This is a genomic window from Bacillus sp. CH_70 (genome assembly GCF_038007045.1).
In the GTDB taxonomy this organism is placed as follows: domain Bacteria; phylum Bacillota; class Bacilli; order Bacillales; family Bacillaceae_G; genus Bacillus_A; species Bacillus_A cereus.
This window is the reverse complement of the sequence record NZ_JBBOWL010000001.1, coordinates 1,108,792-1,129,926: the sequence shown is the minus strand read 5'-3', so window position 1 is coordinate 1,129,926 and position 21,135 is coordinate 1,108,792. Positions and strand designations below refer to the sequence as shown.

The window sequence follows — 21,135 nt, the reverse complement described above, 5'->3', positions numbered from 1 at the left end:
TTTACATGTCAAACTACAATAACGAAGAAAAGCTAACAGGCGGAAACGTTTCGAACGTATATCGTTCTGAAAATACTGTTCGTCGAGAATTAAAGCCAGATAGCGCAAAGATCCATAAGCTATTACAACACTTAGAAAACAAAGGATTTCATTATGCTCCAAAGTTTTTAGGTGTAGATGAAAAGGATAGAGAGATTTTATCCTTTATTGAAGGAGAAGCTGGCAATTATCCTTTAAAAGAATATATGCGATCTAATGATGTATTAAAAGAAATCGCAAAGATACTTCGCCTTTACCATGATGCTGTAAGTGATTTTCCGTTATTAGATGATTGGAAACCGATGGATCACACTCCAAATAACATTGAGGTTTTATGTCACAATGATTTTGCCATATATAACATTATTTTTAATAATGAGAAGCCAGTAGGGATTATTGATTTCGATGTTGCTGCTCCTGGTCCAAGACTATGGGATATCGCTTATACACTCTATACTTGTGTGCCTTTAAGTAGAGTGTATTATACAGAATCCGGTGAAGCCGTTCATTATGACTCATCGCAACATGCAGATCGCATTAAAGAGAGAATGAATTTGTTCGTTCAGTCCTATGATAAAAATATGGATGAAGATTACTTAGGAATGGTGTTGCTTCGATTAGAAGGATTATGTACATATATGAAACGAAAAGCGCAAGAAGGCGACTTGAATTTCCAAAGAATGATTGATGAAGGACATCTAGAGCATTATGAGAAAGATATGAAGTTTATTCGTGATCATAGGGCTGAGTGGAGTTGATTTAGTAATAAAGAAAAGGAAGTATCGTTTTTTGCCGACAACTCAATCTCTCTTTTCGAATCGTTTAGAAAATAACAAGGGGCACCCTTCAAAAAGGTGCCCCTTCCTTTTATTTCGTAAACTGTGCTTCTTCCGTAGATCCTTTTAACGCTGTCGTTGATGAAGTTCCGCCTGTAATCACTTGTGCAACTTCATCAAAGTAACCTGTTCCTACTTCGCGTTGATGACGTGTTGCAGAGTAGCCATGTTTTTCAGCTGCGAATTCTGCTTGTTGTAGTTCAGAGTATGCTGCCATGCCGCGCTCTTTATAGCCACGTGCTAGTTCAAACATACCGTAATTTAATGAATGGAATCCAGCAAGTGTTACGAATTGGAACTTGTAACCGTAAGATGCGATTTCCTTTTGGAAGCTTGCAATTGTTTTTTCATCTAGTTTTTGTTTCCAGTTGAATGAAGGTGAGCAGTTATATGCAAGTAGCTTCCCTGGATGCTCCTTATGAATTGCGTCCGCAAATCGTTTTGCATCTTCTAAATTTGGTTCTGACGTTTCACACCAAACGAGGTCTGCGTACGGTGCATACGCTAAACCGCGCGCAATTGCTTGATCAAGACCTGCATTCGTACGGTAAAACCCTTCTGGTGTTCTTTCTCCTGTAATAAATGCTTTATCAACAGGATCGATATCGCTCGTAATTAAATCAGCTGCATCCGCATCTGTTCTTGCAACGATAATTGTCGGCACTCCCATTACATCTGCTGCAAGGCGTGCAGAAATTAAATTGCGTACTGCTGTTTGCGTTGGTAGTAGTACTTTTCCGCCTAAATGGCCACATTTTTTCTCTGAAGATAATTGATCTTCAAAATGCACACCTGATGCACCTGCTTCAATCATACCTTTCATCAGTTCGAATACATTTAATTGCCCACCAAATCCAGCTTCTGCATCTGCTACAATCGGTACGAAATAGTCTGTATCATCGCTTCCTTCCATATGCTGAATTTGATCCGCACGTTGAAGCGTTTGATTAATTCGTTTTACTACAGCAGGTACGCTGTTCGCTGGATATAAACTTTGGTCTGGATACATATGTCCAGAAAGGTTTGCATCAGCTGCTACTTGCCAACCACTTAAGTAAATCGCTTTTAACCCAGCTTTTACTTGTTGCATCGCTTGGTTTCCTGTTAATGCGCCAAGTGCGTTAATATAGTCTTCTGTATGAAGCGATGTCCAAAGCTTCTCAGCACCGCGACGCGCTAACGTATGTTCAATATCAATTGACCCGCGCAGGCGAATTACATCTTCTGCCGAATATGGACGTGTGATCCCTTTCCAACGCTCATCTAATTCCCAGCTTTCTTGTAACTTCTCGATTCTTTCGTTTTTCATTTGTTCCATCCCCTTTTCATTTTTTATAAAATTTCATAACCCGGTAATGTTAAAAATGGTACGAATTCATCATTTCGAACGAGATCTGTAAACAACGTTGTCGCCTCTTGGAATCTCCCTTTCTTAAAGGCTTCCTTACCAATCTCTCTTTCTATTTTTGCTAATTCTTCTTCTTTTAGCTCTTCCATTAATTCAAGCGTAATATTACGACCATCATTTAGTTTTCCACCTTCATGACGAATCCATTGCCATACTTGTGCTCTTGAAATTTCAGCTGTTGCCGCATCTTCCATTAAGTTATAAATGGGTGCTGCTCCCCGTCCGCTTAACCAAGATGCAATATATTGAATACCTACGCTAATATTCATACGAAGGCCCTCTTCTGTAATCGTTCCCACCGGTACCTCTAGTAAATCGTTTTCTGTTACACATATTTCTTCACGTTTTCTAAAAATTTGATTTGGTGTTTTCATAATGTGATTAAACACTTCCATTGCAACCGGTACAAGTCCAGGGTGGGCAATCCAAGTCCCGTCATGACCGTCTAAAGCTTCGCGTTCCTTATCAGCACGCACTTTTTCAAAAGCTGCTTCATTTGCTTCTGGATTATTTTTAATCGGAATTTGTGCCGCCATTCCTCCAATTGCTGGTGCATTCCGGCGGTGACATGTTTGAATTACTTTCAAAGAATACGAACGCATAAATGGCGCCGTCATCGTGACTTGTGCTCTATCTGGTAGTAAGAATTTATTATGATTACGGAAACTCTTTAAAAAGCTAAAAATATAATCCCATCTTCCGCAGTTTAAGCCAGCAGAATGATCTTTTAGCTCATATAAAATTTCATCCATTTCAAACGAAGCGTGAATCGTTTCCAGTAACACAGTTGCTTTAATCGTTCCATTTGGAATGCCGATATATTTTTGAGCAAATACGAACACATCATTCCATAATCTCGCTTCTAAATAACTTTCCATTTTTGGTAAGTAAAAGTATGGGCCGCTTCCTTTTGCTAAAAGAGCTTTCGCATTATGGAAAAAGTACAAGCCGAAATCTACTAAGCTACCCGACATATTCTTCCCATCAACTTGCATATGCTTTTCCTCTAAATGCCATCCTCTTGGACGTACAATGAGTACAGCTGTTTTCTCATTTAATCTATATTCTTTCCCTTTATCATTTTTATGTGAAATCGTTCCCTTTACTGCATCTCGTAAGTTGATTTGACCTTCAACTGCATTTTCCCAAGTTGGTGAATTCGAATCTTCAAAATCCGCCATAAAAAGATGCGCTCCTGAATTTAAAGCGTTAATGACCATCTTTCTATCTACCGGTCCAGTAATCTCTACGCGGCGATCCTCTAAGTCTTTTGGCAGCTTGGCAATTGTCCAATCCGCTTCACGTATGTGTTTTGTTTCTTCTAGAAACTTCGGAAACTCCCCTGCATCAATTTTTTTTTGTTTTTCTACACGTTTTTGTAAAAGTTCTATGCGGCGCTCATTGAAATTCTCATGTAGTTCCTTCAAAAAACTAAGCACCTCAGGTGTCAATATTTCGTTGTACGCTGGTAACATTTCTCCAACGAGTGTAACCCGTGAAGTTTGCGTCGACATATTAGCATCCCCTTCTTAAACTGTTTTATAACAGATTTGATTTCATGTTTTATATTATATAACAAATCTTCAGAAAAGGAAGTTTTTTTTTGAAAATTCATTTCATTTTTTTTCAAAACGCCATTCTTTCGTGCTTTATTTCATACAAAAAAGGCCGCTGTTATACAACAATGACCTTTTTGTATTATTTTTAAATTTCACTTTGACTAGTTAAACTTTATTACTGCCCTTGTTCCATATCATGCAATATTGCTCTATGTAAAAACTGTGCGTATTGTTCTCTCGTTACCTTCATAGACGGACCGAATTTACCTTCTCCGATTCCCATTGTAATACCATTTGTTTGTACTGCACTAATTGCATTCGTTGCCCATGAATTTGCTGAAACATCATTAAAGTTATGAGATCCCTTGGCCTGTAAGTCAAAAGCATTCATAAGAACTTGTGCCATTACCGCACGCGTTAACGTCGCCTTCGGTCTAAAGTTTCCATTCTCGTCTCCCTGGAAAACTCCCATTTCCGTTAAAGCCAATATCTCCTCGATAAAGCTTGTTGAATTTTCATCAATATCTCCATATGGGTTTTCATATTCATCTTGTTCTTCCATATCAAACACACGGTAAATTAAAGCTGCAACTTGCTCACGTGTTACATTATCCCCAAAACCGAATATTCCATCGCCATATCCCAAAATAATTTCTTGTTCCGCTAATTCATGAATTGCCTCATATGCCCAATGTCCTTTTGGTACATCTTTAAATACAATTGTATTTGTTTTTTGCAACGGTGCACTTTCCGCTTTTACACTGTTACTCTCTGCTGAGAATAACACCCCACCCATAATTGTTAATGCTGTAGCTGTTTTTAATAATTTTTTGCTCATCAAATTATCTCCCCAATATGTATATGTTTTTTTTAAAATATGCAGAATGAATGGTATAGTGACAATATATTTTTCGACACATTTCGTGACGGTTTTGTGAATCATATTACACATCATGTCTTTTTTATGGGGTTGATTATAAAGCTTATGTATAACATTAAAAATACAAATAAACGAATAATAATTCTTTTTTAAACAAACAAAAAAGCACAAATATTTCTATTTGTGCTTTCATATTTCACTCTATTTCCAATCCTCTTTCAAATGATAATTAATAATCGCATTATTAATAAACTGAGCATATTGTTCTCTAGGTACAGGGCGATTTAATTCATACATGCCATTCCCAGTTCCTCTTACAACATTATTAGATTGTAGCGCACTAATTGCATCTTCTGCCCAGTGGCCTTTTGGAATATCTTTAAATGTATGTTTTTGTTTCGTTTCAAAATTAAATGCTCGTTTTAAAATGACAGCCATTTCCGCTCTAGAGATTGGTGCTTTCGGCCTAAAATTCCCTTGGCCATCCCCTGTAAAAACACCACGTTTTGTTAACGCCAAAATTTCCTTTTTAAAAGTTGTTGTACTATCAGAAACATCTTTATATGGATTCGCTACTGATCCTTCTTCTTTTATCTCAAGTGTTCTGTAAATAGTCCCAGCTACTTGTTCACGTGTTATAAGATCACCAACACCATACTTCCCGTTTCCATACCCTAATATAATTTTATGATATGCTAAATCCATAATAGCATCATATGCCCAAAATCCGTATGGAACATCTTCAAACACAATCATTTGTGGATACTCTTCCGCTTTTACAGGCGTCACATTCGTCCCTGCAAATATACCTCCTGCCATTGTCGCAATCATCATTACACCCAATATTTTTTTCTTCATTATCCTCTCTCCCTATTTCATTCAAATAAAATGAATTTCGTTGTTTCAGGAGTACTCTTTTTTGGTGAATGTAAGATAAAATGCAAATCTTCTAGAAGAAATATTTCCACTACCTTTCTGCTTTATGCCTCCTTCTTTCTTTTTCAAAAAGGAAGTTGTCACCTCTAAGGTGTTATGTACTAAAACATTCTACAATCTCTTTATAAACTCCTTTTCACTTTACAACTTCCCTTTATTGGCGCGTAAAGGAAATACCTAATGGAGGTTACTATATTCATGATTTATATTTCAGAGTTAGCATTCCCCTTCACTGATAACTCGCCTTCTCTTCCCTCGCGAAAAGTTAGTGCCATCCCTACAAATATAAGGATAATCCTTATTACTTGCATCTAAATCCGGTCTAATAGTTTGGCAACAGCAGAATCTAAAAACACTAATACAGAAATAATCCTCTTCGATAAACCTCTTAAACTGTCAAAAAACAAGTAATATACAAATCTAGTATGTATAAATCATCGCCTTGAAAATGCCCGAAGTCTATGAATAGTAGCAATAAAAAAAGCATCCTTTTTTATTAAAAGAGGATGCTTTTTTTATATTTATTAACACTCAAATATGCTACTACTTTTGAAGAGTAAATTGGGCAACTATTTGTTTTAATTTTCCTGCTGCGTTATGCATATGTTCAATTGAAACCGAAATCTCTTGAACAGATTTTTCTTGCTGTTGAATAGACTCTTTTACCCTATCAGTTCGGTCAGATGATCTTTGGGAAATTTGAGCCATGTCTTCTGCAGAAGCCGAGATTTCCTCACTACTCGCTGCAATTTCATCTGTAGACATAGATACCGTTTGAATTTGCTCAGATACTTGTTGTACTTTTTCTGTAATTGTTCCAAATACTTTTTCTGTGTGCATTACTACTTGTGTACCTGCCTGTACCTCATTATCTACTTTCCCCATCATATGTACCGTATGGTTCGTTGTTCCCATAACTTGAGTAATAAGATTCTCAATTTGTTTTGCAGAATCACTAGATTGTTCTGCTAATTTCCGCACTTCATCTGCCACAATTGCAAATCCTCTACCACTTTCACCAGCACGTGCAGCCTCAATTGCGGCGTTTAATGCTAATAAGTTAATCTGAGAGGTAATACCTTGCATTACATCAATGATTTTAACAATTTCTTCTGATTGTTCTTTCATAGTCTCTACTTGTTTCACACCGCTATGTACCGAATTTTGAATTGTATCCATCTGTTGAATCATTTGTTTCATTAATTTGTTACCATTCTCTGCATCTAATGCTGATTGAGCAGATAATTCATTTACAGAGGATGATGTATTGACTATACTCTGCATTCCTTGTGTCAACTCTTCCATCGCACCCGCAGTTTGTTCCATTGCTTGCATTTGACTTTCTGCACCATTTGCAACTTCTTCAATATCCATAGTGATTTTCTTCGCTGCACTACTAGATACTTCTGATGCAGATACTACTCCGTCTGCATGTTGGAATAGAAGCTGAATATTATTCTCTACTTCTTGCATATTTGTTCTTAGCCCTGCAATCATCTCGTTAAAATTACTTACTAATACACCTAATTCATCCTTAGCAGTATAATCACCATGTACGGTTAAATCTCCTTCTTTCGCTCTTTCCATCATACGACTAACCGTTTGTAAAGGAGCAACTATAAGCTTGCTAATAATATAACTTACTATACATATAATGATTGTAGTAACTACTACAAGAATGATAAAGGTAATAACGGAACGATCAATCATTTTTTGAGAATCTTTAAACACTTGGTCAGCTAAATTTGAAACATACGATTCTAGATCCACTGCATAACCAGCTAACTCTATTCCCTTCGGTTTTAATTCCTTCTGAAATTCATTTACCATTTGCGGCTCGTTTGTTGCCTTCGCCTTTTCAAATAATTTCTTATATGTATCTTTATAACTTGGTAAAGATTTCTTCATCTTCTGAAACAGTTCATCCTCTTGCTTACTTAAATTAAAACCATCATCATATTCTTTTAATAAAGAATCATATTTTTTAAGATCCTTTTCAATATTATTAATTATTCCCTCTTTATTTGCCACTTCATTTTGTGATGCCGTAATTAACTCTAATAAGTTATATTCTAGTGAATTTTGTGTGCGAAGCATTCCTTCTAATAAAATTGCAGAATATTGATAATCATCTACTACAACCTCTGTATCGTGCTTAATCTTATTAATAGAATTAATTGCTACACTGCTTATAATTACCATACCTAAAACTGCTAATGAAATAAGCGCTAATAATTTATATTTCACTTTTAAATTTTGTAAAAAATACATTTTTTCACCTTTATTCCTTTATATATAGATTTTTAGAATTTTATAGCTTATTATTTACAAAATCGCAATAAAAAGCAATGATAAATATTCCCAATATGAAACTTATATCTCTATAAAAAAAAGTAGCATAATAGCTACTCCTTTTTTCTTTGTTTCTCATATTGTTCAAACGTATGAATTCTTTCAAAAATTGGTGGGTGCGTGTATAAGAAAAATTTCACTAACGCAGGCGGATTCACTTGGCTTAAACTTGTTTTTGATAAATATTGAAAAGTTTTCACACCAGATTTTCCGTCCTTCGTCATATTTAAAGCATATTGATCTGCCGCTCTTTCTTCTATACGTGAAACATAGTTTGTTGCTGGTTGTACTGCAAATGAGAGTATAGAAGAAATTAAGAAAAATAAAGGTAAAATGGAGAAACATGCCACTTTTGAAATTTGCAATGTATCTCCCCATTTGCGAATACACATATTTATAATACGACTAATTAAAAACATACCTATAAACGATAGCAATACATAACTTGCAACGCCAAAATATATATGCTTCATAACATAATGCCCCATTTCATGGGCCATGATAAATAAAATCTCTTTATCTTTTAACTGCTTAAGCGTTGTATCCCACATTACAATACGGGCGTTAGGGCCAATTCCTGTTACGTAAGCATTTAATGCATTCGTTTTTTCTGACATATTTACTTCATATACGTGTTTAGCAGGAATATCCGCTTTGTCTGCTATCGCTAAAATTTTCGTTTCTAATTCTTTATTTTTCAGCGTCGAAAAGTCGTTATACAGTGGGTCAATAACGACAGGCTGTATGAATGTTAAAAAGATTGTAAATGGAACAGAGAGCGCCCACCCTGCTAGCCACCATCTCTTCGGAAATTTACGGATAAGCCATAATAGAACGGTCACTACAATTAACATAGTCGCATAACTTTCCCAAAAACCGATAACATGATCTTTAATCCAGCTTTGTGTGCTTTGCGTTGAAATGCCGTAATCAACGGACACTTTCCGGCCAATCCATTGCATCGGTAAGGCAAGCACTGTTGTCAGTAATGATAAATAAAAGAAATAAATCGCAACTTGCAAGACACTTATTTTAGTCGTTTCCTTCGACCATTTCTCAAACTTTCTTGAAATACCTAGCACAAGTACAAACAATAAAATAATCCATTCAAGAGGCGTCGCTAAAAAGTATAGTAAATTTTTCACGCGCGAATAATCTTGGCTTAGCGTAAGCTCTCTCGCACTCATAAACGTTTCTGGATCTGCACTTGTTCCTTTATACATGTCCGGAATAAGTTCATGATTCCATCCAAATAAATACCAATATATAAGTAACGCAAATCCAACGTACAAAAAAAGCGACCAACCAATAACCTTCCTCACGCTATTCCCTCCTCTATGCTGCCTGTCTATTATTATTGTAAGTTCGTACACGCTAAATTAGAACAAGCTTATTATGTGAATTGCTCGAAATCCTTTTATTTACATAAAAAAACTCTTCTACATAAGAAGAGTTTTACCTATCTTTAAACACTTTCTTTAGTTCACAATCCGGAATAAGGATCGCACTTGCAAACCAACACGTACCCTACTTGCTTTTTAGATAACATAAAAAGCCTCTTTAAGGAAGTACATCTATTAATAAATTAAAATCTTGTAAAGAGAAAGAACTATATTTCATAATACCTTGTACAGCTAAAAGTAAAACAAGACCGATAACACACATATAATTAACGCTTTCTTCATTCTTTTTTTCAGTAACCACTCCACCACTTATACATAAAATCCCTAGCAAATGAAGCGCTAAATACATGAAAAAGTAAGCTTCCTCCCAGCGCAAAATAACATTCACTGTCGTTATTAACACTAGACTAAGTAAAATCAAATAAAAAAACTTATTTGATGATATCGTTTCATTCATATAATTTTATACATCCCTTTCAAATTTCGAATTAATGATGTTTCAAAGCTATAAAGTAAATGATTGTTTTTATACCATAAAACAAAAGGAAAGCCACCATTACTTTCTCGAATACTTTATGAATCCACATATACTTCTCTTCATTCTTTCTGAAGATGCGCTTCATCATTTCTTCTACAATTAGACCAAATATTAGTAAAACCCCGAACACAATAAGAAGAGAAATAATATTTTCTTTTAAATGAGTACTAGAAAATAAGTACTACTCTGGAAACACAATCGTATCTACTACAGGTTGAAGCCAATGACAAACGCTTTTATCACACATATCTGTAATAGACGTAGCATCTATAATATCTTTTAATATTTTTTCAACCGTCTTCTTCATCTCATTTACTCCCCACTACATCTGAAAAGCTCTTTTCCTGCTCTGCATATATAACTGGCACTTCTTTACTCCAATATTTACGATTAACAAATAAAAAGATAAGTACTAAGTTTAATCCTGTTATAAAAATAATAAGTCCAGGAAAGAATGTCGTGTAATTTGAGAAATCGGCAAAACTCATAATTTTTTCTCTACTTATTAAAAAAGACGCACCCATTACAAATGCATTGTTTAACATATGTATTGCAATTGGCATGAGTAAACTTTTCGTACGAATATATACGATTGATAATACGATGCTGAATATGGCTGCACCGAGGAAATCAACATGTAACAACGCAAACAATATTGCTACAACGATGGTCGCTATGCTCGTTCCCCATTTTGTTGCAAAACGTTGAAGTAAAAATCCGCGAAAAACAAACTCCCCGATAATTGGTGCGACGAATACGACCCTAATGACTTGATATACATATCCCCCAGTACTATCTATAATCGGTTCATGCAATGCATTCATAATAAAGTCCGGTGTAATCCATGCAAAACTATACATATACAAAATAAGATACCCGTAACTAAACATGCACAACATAACCGTAATGTATAAAACTTGCACCAAGTTAAATGTTTCATTTTTATTAACAAACAATGAAAATGAAATGCGATGCTTTCTATACTCATAAAAAATCCATATGATCGGAAGGATATAGAATATAAGGATATTTATAAAAGAAGAATTTTGTATATGAAATATACTTGTTAGCAAATCGCCACTACTTCTCGCTATTAAAATTAATAGTGCAAATACAATTAAAAAATATCTAGCTCGCATCACTTGAAACGGATTCACACTCATCTCCTCCCCTATGTTACTTTTATCATATCATTTGATTCTTAATTTTTTGCGAAAGAAAACCTTAAAATTTCCTTAAAAATTCCATAAGTTACAAAATGATGATATGATATTCGAGAAAATTAGGAGGGATTTTTATGTACCGAGCAAATATTTTACTTGTTGATGATGAAACAGCAATTTTACAATTACTAACTACCATTCTTGAAAAAGAAGGTTTTTCTCATATTACAACTGCAACATCAGCTGAAATAGCTTTATCTCTAACTAAGCAAAACAATTACGATTTAATTATTTTAGATGTAATGCTTCCTGGACAATCTGGTTTTGATATTTGTCCAATCATTCGCCAACAAACAGATTGTCCAATTTTCTTCCTATCAGCAAAAGCATCTGATTTAGATAAAATATCCGGATTTTCATACGGTGCAGATGATTATATTACGAAGCCCTTTAATCCATTAGAAGTAGTAGCACGTATGAAAGCACAGCTTCGGAGACATATGAAACAAACCGTACCACACGAACAAAAATCACACTCGATTTCATTTGGAAGATTTGAAATTGATCAGCACTCTGCAGAACTAACAGTAGATGGGCATATTGTCGAATGTTCCGCTCAACTCTTTCAACTACTACTCTTCTTTTGCGAGAATCCGAACTACGTATTTTCGAAAGAGGAAATATATGAAAAAGTTTGGGGAGCTCCTGCCTATAATGGCGATGACAACACTGTTATGGTCCACATTCGAAAACTACGTGAAAAAATTGAAAAAGATCCAAGTAAACCAGAATATATAAAAACCGTTCGCGGGCTTGGTTATAAGTTCGTTACAAAGTAGGGTGACGATATGAATTTTAATAAACGACTTATTATTCAATTTATCATGCAACACGTTTTTGTTTTAGTTACATTACTTATCGCTGTAGTTGCTGCTTTTACTTATTTAATTTTTCTTCTTACTAGTACTTTATACGAACCTAATATTCCAGATTCTGATAGTTTTACAATTTCAAGATACATCTCTTCAGAAGATGGGCATATTTCGTTACAATCTGAAGTGCAAGATTTAATAAAGGAGAAAAATGATTGGCTCCAAGTTGTAGATGAAAACGGAAAAATCCTCTACCACTTTAATACACCAAATGATGTTCCGAATGCTTATACGAAGACATCTTTAGTCGCATATATACAACATCATATCGAAAGTAATTATAAATTTACATATTGGGAAATTGAATTAGAAGAAAAGAAAGTACTTGTTATTTATGGTGGTATGTTAAAAAGCAATGCGTTACTGACAGCAATTCAAAAGGATCACTCCTCTTTAACGATGGATTCGTTTACATTAACAGATCAAGAAAAACAGTTACTGTCTAAAGAAAAAGCAGCACTTCAAATATTTAATCAAAATGGCGAAGAGGTTTTTGCCTATCCAGCTGGAAAGAAAAAAACATTTTCAGCAATACAAATCGCCCTTAATGAAAAAGAACCGTGGAATCATAAAGAAAACACGTCTAGCTTTTACGATGCAAATAGTGGCAACCTTCTCGTTGTGACTGCGAAAAATGATCACTACTATCCAGATGACGAAATTGAAGATGTATTTACTAAGAAGTTTCTCATCGGATGCGGATTAATCCTTCTTATCGTATTTGTTTATTTAGTCATTCTTTCTATTTGGTACGGTAATAAATTCGGGAAACCGTTATTACATGCGATGCGCTGGCTTAAAAATATCGCTGGTGGAAAGTATGAAGAACCCATTAGTAAAAAAGGAAAACCTGTCAGGTTCCGGCGATCTGGTAAAGAAAAATGGTCATTCCGTTTGTTTAGAGATGTAACAAGTTCACTAGAACACCTTTCTATTACACTCAAAAAAAACGATGCGATGAGGCAAGTACTTCAGCAAACACGAGAAGAATGGATTACCGGTCTAACGCATGATTTAAAAACACCACTTAGCTCTATATATGGCTACGCATTATTACTCGAATCGAATCAATATAACTGGACTGATCGTGATATTCAGCAATTTGGTAGTGTTATGAAAGAGAAATCTCAATATATGACGACATTAATTGATGATTTAAGCTTAACGTATCAATTAAAAAATAACAGCCTTCCTGCCCAACACGTAAACATTGAAATCAATCAGTTCGTCCAAAAAGTATTATTGCAATTTATTAATAATCCAACACTTCAAAATCAAAATATTGAATTCGTACCGAGCTCAAATAAAATTCAATATTTCATTGAAGAAAAATGGTTCCAGCGTATTATCGAAAACTTACTAGTAAATGCTGTAAAACATAATAACGAAACAACTACTGTCATCGTAAAATTATCACAAAACGCTAATTCCTTTACACTCTCCATTTCAGATGACGGAAAAGGAATGGATGAAAAAACGAAAGAACTTCTATTTGAACGATATTACCGCGGAACAAACACAGAAGAAAGCAACATCGGAACTGGACTTGGCCTAGCCATTACAAAACAGCTCGTTCATGCTCATAACGGGACAATTTCCGTTGATAGTGCACTCGGAAAAGGAACGACGATTATTCTTGTATTTCCGTTTCGTTCGTAGGAAAGACGCTATGTGGCGTCTTTTTTTCTTTTCTGGGAGAATTTTACGGTATATGAAATTATGCGGATCGTTTTTTTTGAGGTGTTTTATCGGTATATGAAATTATATCAGCGATTTTTTGAATATATCAGCGCAACTCGAATTATATCAGCGATTTTCTAGATATATCGACTTACCGAAAAAAACGACAATACTAACCTACTTCCTCTACTACTATACAAATTAAAAATAACCCTTCATAACTCACTATGAAAGATCACTCCATATTTCAGCTATTTCCCTACTAACACAAACACATTCTCATCAGGTGCTTCCATTACTGCAACATGTCCTGATTCTGTTGGAAATGGTTCGCGAATCCATTTTACATCTTTATTATCTTTTAAACTTTCATACGTTTGTTGTACATCTTCTACTAATACTTCGACTTCCGTAAAATTAATATCCGGATGATTGCTTATTACTAACTCCGAACTTTTCTCATCTGGAAACTTCAATCCTATTAACGTCCAAATAACCCCTTCTTCTAATTCTCTTTCTATCATCCAGTTTTGCTTCATTCCCATTTCTTTATAGAAAGAAACTGATCTTTCTATATCTTTCGTATGTATAGATACACATTCTAGTTTTTTGAACATTTTCCCATTTCCCCTTTTATGAAAAAGCGAACCATCTCCCAACGATTCGCTCTTACCCTATTATTTTTTCTTCACCGGTATCCAAAGCTCTACTTGTGCAAACTCACTCTTATCTTCGTGGCAACGCTCATCGTACAGTTCAAACTCCGTAACACCGCAATGTTCATATCCTGAATGCGGGAACCATTCTGAGAATACTGCATTCCAAGTTTGGTGAATAGACGATACCATTTCTTCATGAGGAACTTTCGGCGTTGTAAATACTGCATATGTTGCTGCCGGGAAAGTACGCTTCGCAATTTCATTTGGTACATTTTCAAAGTCTGTAACTTCCATTCCGATAATGTAAGTGAAGTCCCCTGTTTCTAAATTAAAATCAGTACATAATCCAAGCTCTACCCATTGGCTCGTATCTTTACGATTGGGAATTGTTGTCCCAAGATCTTTTTGTAAATATTCTTGCCAAAATACTGGAATGTCTTGATGGTTTTTCCCTTCTTTACTTGTCGTCTTCAATTCATAACCCGCCACTAAAAATTCTGGTTTATTTACAATACGATATTCCATTTGTATGCCCCCTAAATACGGATTTAATTTTCTTTGCTTTACATTCACTCTGTAATACATCGGTGTTTCGATTTCTTGTTTTCGATATTCACTCGGTGTCATTTGAAATAATTTTTTAAAGGCTCTCGTGAACGTTTCGTGAGATTGAAAGCCATGTTCAAACGCGATATCAATAACTTTTTCATCCGTATGAGAAAGTTGATAAGCTGCCCGGGCTAACCTCCTCTTTCGAACATACTCCATTACTGTATCACCTACTAATGCCTGAAATACACGGTGAAAATGCGACTCAGAAAAACCTGCAATGCGAGCTAAATTACGCAGCGTTTGTTTTTCCATTACATCTTCCTCAATATAATCAATTGACCTTTGAATTTGTGTTTCATAGCTTTCCATCTCTGTTCACCCGCCTTATATGTATTATGATAAAAGAGAACGCAATCCAATTCTTGACGTTTTTTACTATAATTCCATAAAAAATTGTAACTTTTTTATATGTATTTCGTTGTTATGTATGAAGGGAGGGAAATTAGTGAAACGCAAACAATCATTAGAAGACATTTATTCAGATCATATGCATGATTTATTTCGCTATCTTCTCTCCCTAACCGGAGATTCTCATTTTGCTGAAGATCTCATGCAGGAAACCTTTTACCGCATGCTCGTCCATATTGATTATTATAAAGGTGAAGAAATTAGGCCGTGGTTATTTACAATAGCCTACAACGCCTTTATCGATTGGTATCGAAAAGAAAAAAAATATAAAACAACTACAGTGGAAGAATTCCATTTACCAAACGTGCCAAGTACAGAACATGAATATTTCGTAAAATTTGAGATCGCTAGTTGGTTAGAAAGTTTATCTTCTATTCCGCTCGAAAGACGAAATGTCCTACTACTACGAGATTACTATGGATTCTCGTATAAAGAAATAGCAGAAATGACCGGTCTCTCATTAGCGAAAGTGAAAATTGAATTACACCGCGGACGGAAAGAAGCGAGAAACATAGAGGAGTGATACAGATGGGATGTGCAGAATTTAAAACACTATGGGAGAAGTACGAAAACGGAACACTCACACGTGATGAACAAGAAGAATTAGAAAATCATATAGAGACTTGTGAGGAATGTGAAGTGTATTTGGATGAATTGCTTACGAAGAGTGCACCGATCAAGAAAAGACTACCACCACAAAATCTTAATGTCCCATTTTGGAAAATAAAATGGAAACAGCGTTGGCAAACTGTTAGTTTTGTTCTTGCGGTTTGTATAGCAATCTATTTTGCCGATCATTTTTCATCTTCTCTTTACTTCAATAATATGAAAAAGTTAGCTGAAGTAAATGAGATTCCAGCACTCGCACTAGAAGCAACAATTCCAAATATTCGTTCCACTGGAGGCAGTACAAAAATCAAACCCTTTTTCCGTACAGAAAATGAAATGAATTTAGTTAAAACTGTCGGCAAAAAAGAAGTTCAATTCGGTACAGTAACAACGAAAAGCTTCTTATCGTCTGTAACTGTTACAAATAAATCTTGGGCAAACAAATTGAATTACTCTAAACTTTCCTTTGTTCATCCGAAAATAAAGCAAGGTGATCATTTGAAAGAACCATCTAAAAAAGTGTGGGATACACTTGCAAAAGTACATGAGGGAACCGTTGCAGAAGTAGCGATATCTTTTGACAAACTTTACACTTTACAAGAATTAGAATCTATTCTATATAGCACATTTGAAGCACAAGAAATGCCACCAACTCCTGTATGGTACGCTTTAGACACAGGACAAGAGAGAATAGATGAGGAAGATTTCATCCTACATGGCGGAGAGGTTATCGGATTTCCAGAACATATAAACCTCCCTGATAGTGAAGCAGAACGACCGAAGACAAAAGAAGATGAAGTACTCGAAATGATGCGCATTCTTTCTGAGCATAAAAAAACTGTAAGTAAAACTACTTGGACTCTTGAAAAAGAGCTGAACTTAGATAAGCGTTATGAGTATGTAAAAGAGAACGGTGTAAAAGTATACGGAATTGTTATTACTGGCCCGTCGAAAGAGTTATTAAAATTACAAAACTCCCCGCACGTACGTTATGCGACTCTTGGAGATATTGAGATTTGGAATTGGTTTGACCAGTAATGTGAAACAAGTAGAGCATCTAGAAGTGATGCTCTACTTGTTTTATTCCCTCTCCACAAACTTCCAAACTAAAAATGCTGCACATAGATAGGAAAGCCCAATAACTAAAAAACTATAGCTTGCCCCTCTGTACCAATTCGATGATTCATTTAAAATGATTCCCATAATCGCTATACCGACTAATGCACCAATTTGACGATTTACATTTAAAGTTGCTCCAGCCATATTGCCATTTTCACGACCGGCAGATTTCATTACAATTGTAGTCATGGCAGGTACTGCTATACCGATTCCAAGATTAACAACACTGTAAATGAGTGCAATTCCTATATAACTCACATTTTTCACTAGAAACATTAATAATACAGATCCTATACTAGCTATAAATAACGCTATGAATAATAGCAAGTTTGATCCAAACTTAGTCACCATTTTTGCAAATAATAAATTTCCAATAACAAATACACTCATCATCGGCAATAGTTGTAACCCTGCTACAAATGGACTTGCTCCGTATGCTTTTTGTAAAAAGAGCCCAAACATAAATATTCCGCCAAATAAAGCAAAGTTTATTAGAAACCCAACTATATTCGCTGAGGTAAACGTCTCGTTTTGGAACAACACTCTTGGCACAACCGAGTTTTTTGACTTTCGTTCTGCATAAACAAAGAGAATTGCGGTTAATACCGTCCCTACTATTCCTCCTAAAATTTGAGACGAGGACCATCCATAACTTGGACCTTCAATTAGAGTAAACGCCAATAATGTTATTGCAATTATACCGATTAAATGATTCGCTACATTTATTTTCTCCTTTTCCGGTAAAACATTTGGAATAATTACAAAAGCCACTACAATACCAATCATCCCAATTGGAAGGTTTATAATAAAAATGCTTCGCCAACCAAATGTATTTACTAAAAGGCCACCAATAAAAGGACCCGTACCAGAAGCAATGGATACAATTGCCGACCATATACCAAACATTTTAGCTCTCTTCTTTTCATCCGGGAATGATACTACTAATAAACTAAGTGAACTTGGCATAAATAAAGCCGCTCCAACACCTTGAATTACCCGCCCCATAACAAGAATGTTCCCAGTTGTAGCAATCACACATAAAAGAGATGCGAACACAAAAATAATTAAACCAATCATATATATTTTTTTTGCTCCAAATCGATTGGCTAATGACCCCCCAGCCAATAATAATGCCGCAAAAGATAAAATATATCCGTCGACAATCCATGTCGAACTATACAATGCCAGTCCTAATGTTTCTTGAATATTCACCACTGCAACATTTACTACTGTTACATCTAACGTTGCCATAATAAATCCCATTGCCAAAGCGATTAAAATGATAATACCCGATTTCTCTTTTGTTTGAACATCTGAATTTCTACTAGCCACCCCACCCACTTGCTAACTCCCCTTTCAAAAATTAGTAATTTACCTATATATTCCTTTAGAACTATAATAAAGAAAGTACTTTAATTATAAAAGTACTGATTTTTTATATAGTACCTATACTTTTATATAGTAAGGAGTGTTTATATGGAAAATAAAAACGATGAAATTTTATTGAAATGTCCCATTGAAAAAACAATGTCTGTAATAGGTGGAAAGTGGACTTTCTTAATTTTAAGAGATTTGTTCTATAGTCCTAAACGTTTTGCTGAGCTTGAAAGACGTCTAAGTGGCATTAGCCCACGCACACTCTCTCTTCGCTTAAAAGAACTTGAACAAGAAAATATTATAAAGAGAAAAATCTATTCAACTATGCCACCTCACGTGGAATATTCACTAACAAAAAAAGGCGAAACACTCCGTCCTATTTTTGACGCGATGAAGGACTGGGGAAATGAGTGGAAAATATTAGATGAATAAAAAGAAGGTATCATCTTATGTGATGATACCTTCTTTTTGCTAATCCGCAATCACTTTCACATACATCCCTCTCACCGCTTTTTCATAAGCGCCCCCACTCATCTTCCTTATGTTTTCTGACACAACAGACGATAGAACAACTTCACCTTCTCGAAGTAACGGCGGATCAATGAGACGAACTTTATTTTTCTTATGTAGATCATAATCGTTTCTATCTTCTTTTACTTTTACATTTGGATGAACTTTGCTTAATAAATCTTCTACTTCGGGGTCATTACATTGCTGCAATTTCGAAATAAGCTCATCATCTTCAAGGAGAAAATCATCTGCATGAATGACCTTTTTATGAAGAGCTAACTTTAACGTTTTCGCTAACATATCATTTCCGTAAATATTCATTGGTTCCATAAAGAAATCGATTACTTCTTTGTAATACGTTTCTGTAAACCATTCCGCTATTTCGATATTTTGAAGAACCATTTTCCCCTCTACTTCGATGACATCCTCTAAAAAACTATGAACTTCTTCTAAAGAAATATACCCATATGTATACATATCTCGTAACGTATAATCCACTCGATCTGCGCATAATTCTGGCGCTGACCTTTCTAGTAATGTCCACTTCGAATCATCTAATAAAATATCTTCATAGTTATAACCATGCTTCGCAAGGATCGCTGGAATTTCTGATTTTTTCACAACAGAACTAAATATCTCTTCATGATAACTTTCATCTTCATTATCAAAAACATAATCAATCACGTGGGAAAAAGCAGTATGTGATATGTCATGCAGTAAACCAGCAATCTGTTCTTCTACTGAACCACCTAGTTTTTTCACTAATAACATAACACCCACTGAATGCTCAAAACGAGTTACATTCCATTTCTCGTTCATTAAGTAACTTGCGCCTGCTTGATGAATTCCCTTTAGTCTTTGCATAGGCTTACTTAAAAATAATTCTTCTAGCACTGCATCCACTTCAAATTTTCCGTATAGTACATCTGATATGATCACTTACAATCCCCCTTTTCAAGCAAAGTCTTTTTATATTATCTCTTTTTTGAAGAAGCGTAAATATACTATTCTGCAATTTGAATATAAACGTTTTATTTTTATAAAAAACAGGTCCTCTTATTCTTATCAAATTTAATCAAAAAAAGAAAACATTTCCACGACTCCTCTTTTTTGTTTTAATAGATTTATACATACATATTTATTAAAGAAAAAAGCAGCGAATAGAGTCAATTAGAAACTGACTTACAATTATAATATGAAAGGTCGAATAACTATGGACAGTTATTTTCCAAAATCGGGGAAGTTAATTGGCGGTATCATTATGCTTATTATCTTGCTTTCATCTCTTTGGCTTATATGGATTGGAGAAACGAACATTCGTTACAGTGGAGATCATAAGGGCACAATCCCTTTTTGGTACAAGTGGATCCCTGTTATTGTCGGTATACTCCTTGTCCGTTTCCTACCATTTCATCATAAAAACTATAATCCCCTTCAACAATTTGAACCAAGGCGCATCATAATTCAAACTGCTATCTTATTCTTAAGCGGCTCCCTCTTCACGATTTGTCTTCTCACCACGAACTTTGAAGGAATGGCATTACAATTGTGGTTTATGATATTTAAAATTATTTTATTATTATTCACTCCATTAATGCTGCTTTTGTTTTATAAAAATAACCCCGAAAAAGAACGACCAAAATCAGTAAAATTAACAGGGGATATTAGATGGCATCAGTTTACACCACTTATTGTCATTATAATCTGGGGTTACTTCAACTTCTTTTCTATATTCTCTACACCATTTGTTTCAATGAAAATGGAACCGACGATTTTAATGACCATTTTACTTGTAGGGTTTCTTATAAATAGTGTACTTGAAGAGATTTTTTATAGAGTTTGGTTGCAAACACGTTTGGAATTATTACTAGGTACTTGGCCGGCTATTCTTCTTACATCATTGTTATGGGCAAGCTGGCATATCGCATTACATGGCTCTGGTCATTGGGATATTGATACAGCTACAGTCATTGTGAACCTTGGTATCGTAGGTCTATTCCTTGGATATTTGTGGGCGCGTTATCGTAAGGTATGGGTAATTATTATTGTTCATGGATTAATTAATGCACATCCACAACAACTAATTGAGATTATATTTAAGTAAAGAGCGCGATT

At 35.1% G+C, this 21,135-nt stretch carries 19 protein-coding genes and 3 pseudogenes; 7 read left to right on the top strand and 15 right to left on the bottom strand.

The genetic code is table 11. From position 1 onward, the window contains the following. Window positions 1-5 precede the first annotated feature (5 nt). Window positions 6-797, top strand: coding sequence for a phosphotransferase (locus tag N2V79_RS05720; protein WP_340719659.1), 792 nt, complete (start codon window positions 6-8; stop codon window positions 795-797). 109 nt (window positions 798-906) lie between these two features. Here N2V79_RS05720 and aceA read toward each other — a convergent pair whose 3' ends face one another. The 11 genes and pseudogenes from aceA to N2V79_RS05670 form a co-directional block, all read right to left on the bottom strand. Next, window positions 907-2,184 carry an isocitrate lyase gene (gene aceA / locus N2V79_RS05715; protein ID WP_000787346.1) on the bottom strand — a complete coding sequence of 426 codons (1,278 nt, stop codon included), beginning with the start codon at window positions 2,182-2,184 and terminating at the stop codon, window positions 907-909. A gap of 23 nt (window positions 2,185-2,207) precedes the next feature. Then, window positions 2,208-3,797: a malate synthase A gene (gene aceB / locus N2V79_RS05710; RefSeq protein ID WP_340719658.1), complete on the bottom strand. Its 1,590-nt coding sequence runs from the start codon at window positions 3,795-3,797 to the stop codon at window positions 2,208-2,210. A gap of 220 nt (window positions 3,798-4,017) precedes the next feature. Next, entirely contained in the window at window positions 4,018-4,785 is a 768-nt protein-coding gene (locus N2V79_RS05705) for an S-layer homology domain-containing protein (protein ID WP_340719657.1), read from the bottom strand. A 138-nt stretch (window positions 4,786-4,923) separates the two neighbouring features. After that, window positions 4,924-5,580 (bottom strand): S-layer homology domain-containing protein, encoded by a 657-nt coding sequence (locus N2V79_RS05700; RefSeq protein ID WP_000727104.1) that lies wholly within the window; start codon window positions 5,578-5,580, stop codon window positions 4,924-4,926. Between the two features lie 281 nt (window positions 5,581-5,861). Next, window positions 5,862-6,142: pseudogene (locus N2V79_RS05695) on the bottom strand (EamA family transporter); the annotation flags it as partial. 59 nt (window positions 6,143-6,201) lie between these two features. Beyond that, window positions 6,202-6,993 carry a methyl-accepting chemotaxis protein gene (locus N2V79_RS29205; protein ID WP_406940645.1) on the bottom strand — a complete coding sequence of 264 codons (792 nt, stop codon included), beginning with the start codon at window positions 6,991-6,993 and terminating at the stop codon, window positions 6,202-6,204. 156 nt (window positions 6,994-7,149) lie between these two features. Beyond that, a pseudogene (locus N2V79_RS29200) lies at window positions 7,150-7,929 on the bottom strand (MCP four helix bundle domain-containing protein); the annotation flags it as partial. Between the two features lie 134 nt (window positions 7,930-8,063). After that, entirely contained in the window at window positions 8,064-9,332 is a 1,269-nt protein-coding gene (locus tag N2V79_RS05685; protein WP_001233316.1) for a M48 family metallopeptidase, read from the bottom strand. A 238-nt stretch (window positions 9,333-9,570) separates the two neighbouring features. Continuing rightward, window positions 9,571-9,870 carry a DUF2101 family protein gene (locus N2V79_RS05680; protein ID WP_016082517.1) on the bottom strand — a complete coding sequence of 100 codons (300 nt, stop codon included), beginning with the start codon at window positions 9,868-9,870 and terminating at the stop codon, window positions 9,571-9,573. A gap of 31 nt (window positions 9,871-9,901) precedes the next feature. Further along, a pseudogene (locus N2V79_RS05675) lies at window positions 9,902-10,258 on the bottom strand (hypothetical protein). A gap of 1 nt (window position 10,259) precedes the next feature. Then, window positions 10,260-11,108, bottom strand: a complete 849-nt coding sequence (locus tag N2V79_RS05670; protein ID WP_064532869.1) for a CPBP family intramembrane glutamic endopeptidase — start codon at window positions 11,106-11,108, stop codon at window positions 10,260-10,262. A gap of 140 nt (window positions 11,109-11,248) precedes the next feature. On the opposite strand from N2V79_RS05670, the gene N2V79_RS05665 reads away from it, so the two are divergent. Together N2V79_RS05665 and N2V79_RS05660 are read left to right on the top strand one after the other, a co-directional pair. After that, window positions 11,249-11,953 (top strand): response regulator, encoded by a 705-nt coding sequence (locus tag N2V79_RS05665; RefSeq protein ID WP_064532867.1) that lies wholly within the window; start codon window positions 11,249-11,251, stop codon window positions 11,951-11,953. Between the two features lie 9 nt (window positions 11,954-11,962). Then, a complete protein-coding gene (locus N2V79_RS05660) occupies window positions 11,963-13,705 on the top strand; it encodes a sensor histidine kinase (protein ID WP_340719656.1) in 1,743 nt (580 codons plus the stop codon). Window positions 13,706-13,977: 272 nt separating this feature from the next. On the opposite strand, the gene N2V79_RS05655 is transcribed toward N2V79_RS05660, so the two are convergent. After that, window positions 13,978-14,343, bottom strand: a complete 366-nt coding sequence (locus N2V79_RS05655) for a VOC family protein (protein ID WP_000473644.1) — start codon at window positions 14,341-14,343, stop codon at window positions 13,978-13,980. Between the two features lie 60 nt (window positions 14,344-14,403). Beyond that, complete coding sequence (locus tag N2V79_RS05650; RefSeq protein WP_000446842.1) at window positions 14,404-15,306, bottom strand: AraC family transcriptional regulator; 903 nt, start codon at window positions 15,304-15,306, stop codon at window positions 14,404-14,406. A gap of 118 nt (window positions 15,307-15,424) precedes the next feature. On the opposite strand from N2V79_RS05650, the gene N2V79_RS05645 reads away from it, so the two are divergent. Next, on the top strand, window positions 15,425-15,928 hold the full coding sequence (locus N2V79_RS05645; RefSeq protein WP_003269770.1) for an RNA polymerase sigma factor: 504 nt from the start codon (window positions 15,425-15,427) through the stop codon (window positions 15,926-15,928). A 5-nt stretch (window positions 15,929-15,933) separates the two neighbouring features. After that, window positions 15,934-17,052: an anti-sigma factor gene (locus N2V79_RS05640; RefSeq protein WP_064532865.1), complete on the top strand. Its 1,119-nt coding sequence runs from the start codon at window positions 15,934-15,936 to the stop codon at window positions 17,050-17,052. A 42-nt stretch (window positions 17,053-17,094) separates the two neighbouring features. Here N2V79_RS05640 and N2V79_RS05635 read toward each other — a convergent pair whose 3' ends face one another. Beyond that, window positions 17,095-18,474 carry an MFS transporter gene (locus N2V79_RS05635; RefSeq protein WP_064532863.1) on the bottom strand — a complete coding sequence of 460 codons (1,380 nt, stop codon included), beginning with the start codon at window positions 18,472-18,474 and terminating at the stop codon, window positions 17,095-17,097. Window positions 18,475-18,609: 135 nt separating this feature from the next. Between N2V79_RS05635 and N2V79_RS05630 the strand changes: the two genes are divergently transcribed. Then, the gene (locus N2V79_RS05630; RefSeq protein WP_064532861.1) at window positions 18,610-18,942 is read left to right on the top strand and encodes a winged helix-turn-helix transcriptional regulator; all 333 of its coding nucleotides are present in this window, start codon (window positions 18,610-18,612) and stop codon (window positions 18,940-18,942) included. Between the two features lie 39 nt (window positions 18,943-18,981). Here the strand turns inward: N2V79_RS05630 and N2V79_RS05625 are convergent, their stop codons facing one another. Further along, window positions 18,982-19,959, bottom strand: coding sequence for an HD domain-containing protein (locus N2V79_RS05625; protein WP_064532860.1), 978 nt, complete (start codon window positions 19,957-19,959; stop codon window positions 18,982-18,984). Window positions 19,960-20,233: 274 nt separating this feature from the next. Here N2V79_RS05625 and N2V79_RS05620 point away from each other — a divergent pair, with 274 nt between their 5' ends. Then, on the top strand, window positions 20,234-21,124 hold the full coding sequence (locus N2V79_RS05620; protein ID WP_340719655.1) for a CPBP family intramembrane glutamic endopeptidase: 891 nt from the start codon (window positions 20,234-20,236) through the stop codon (window positions 21,122-21,124). Window positions 21,125-21,135: the final 11 nt, after the last annotated feature.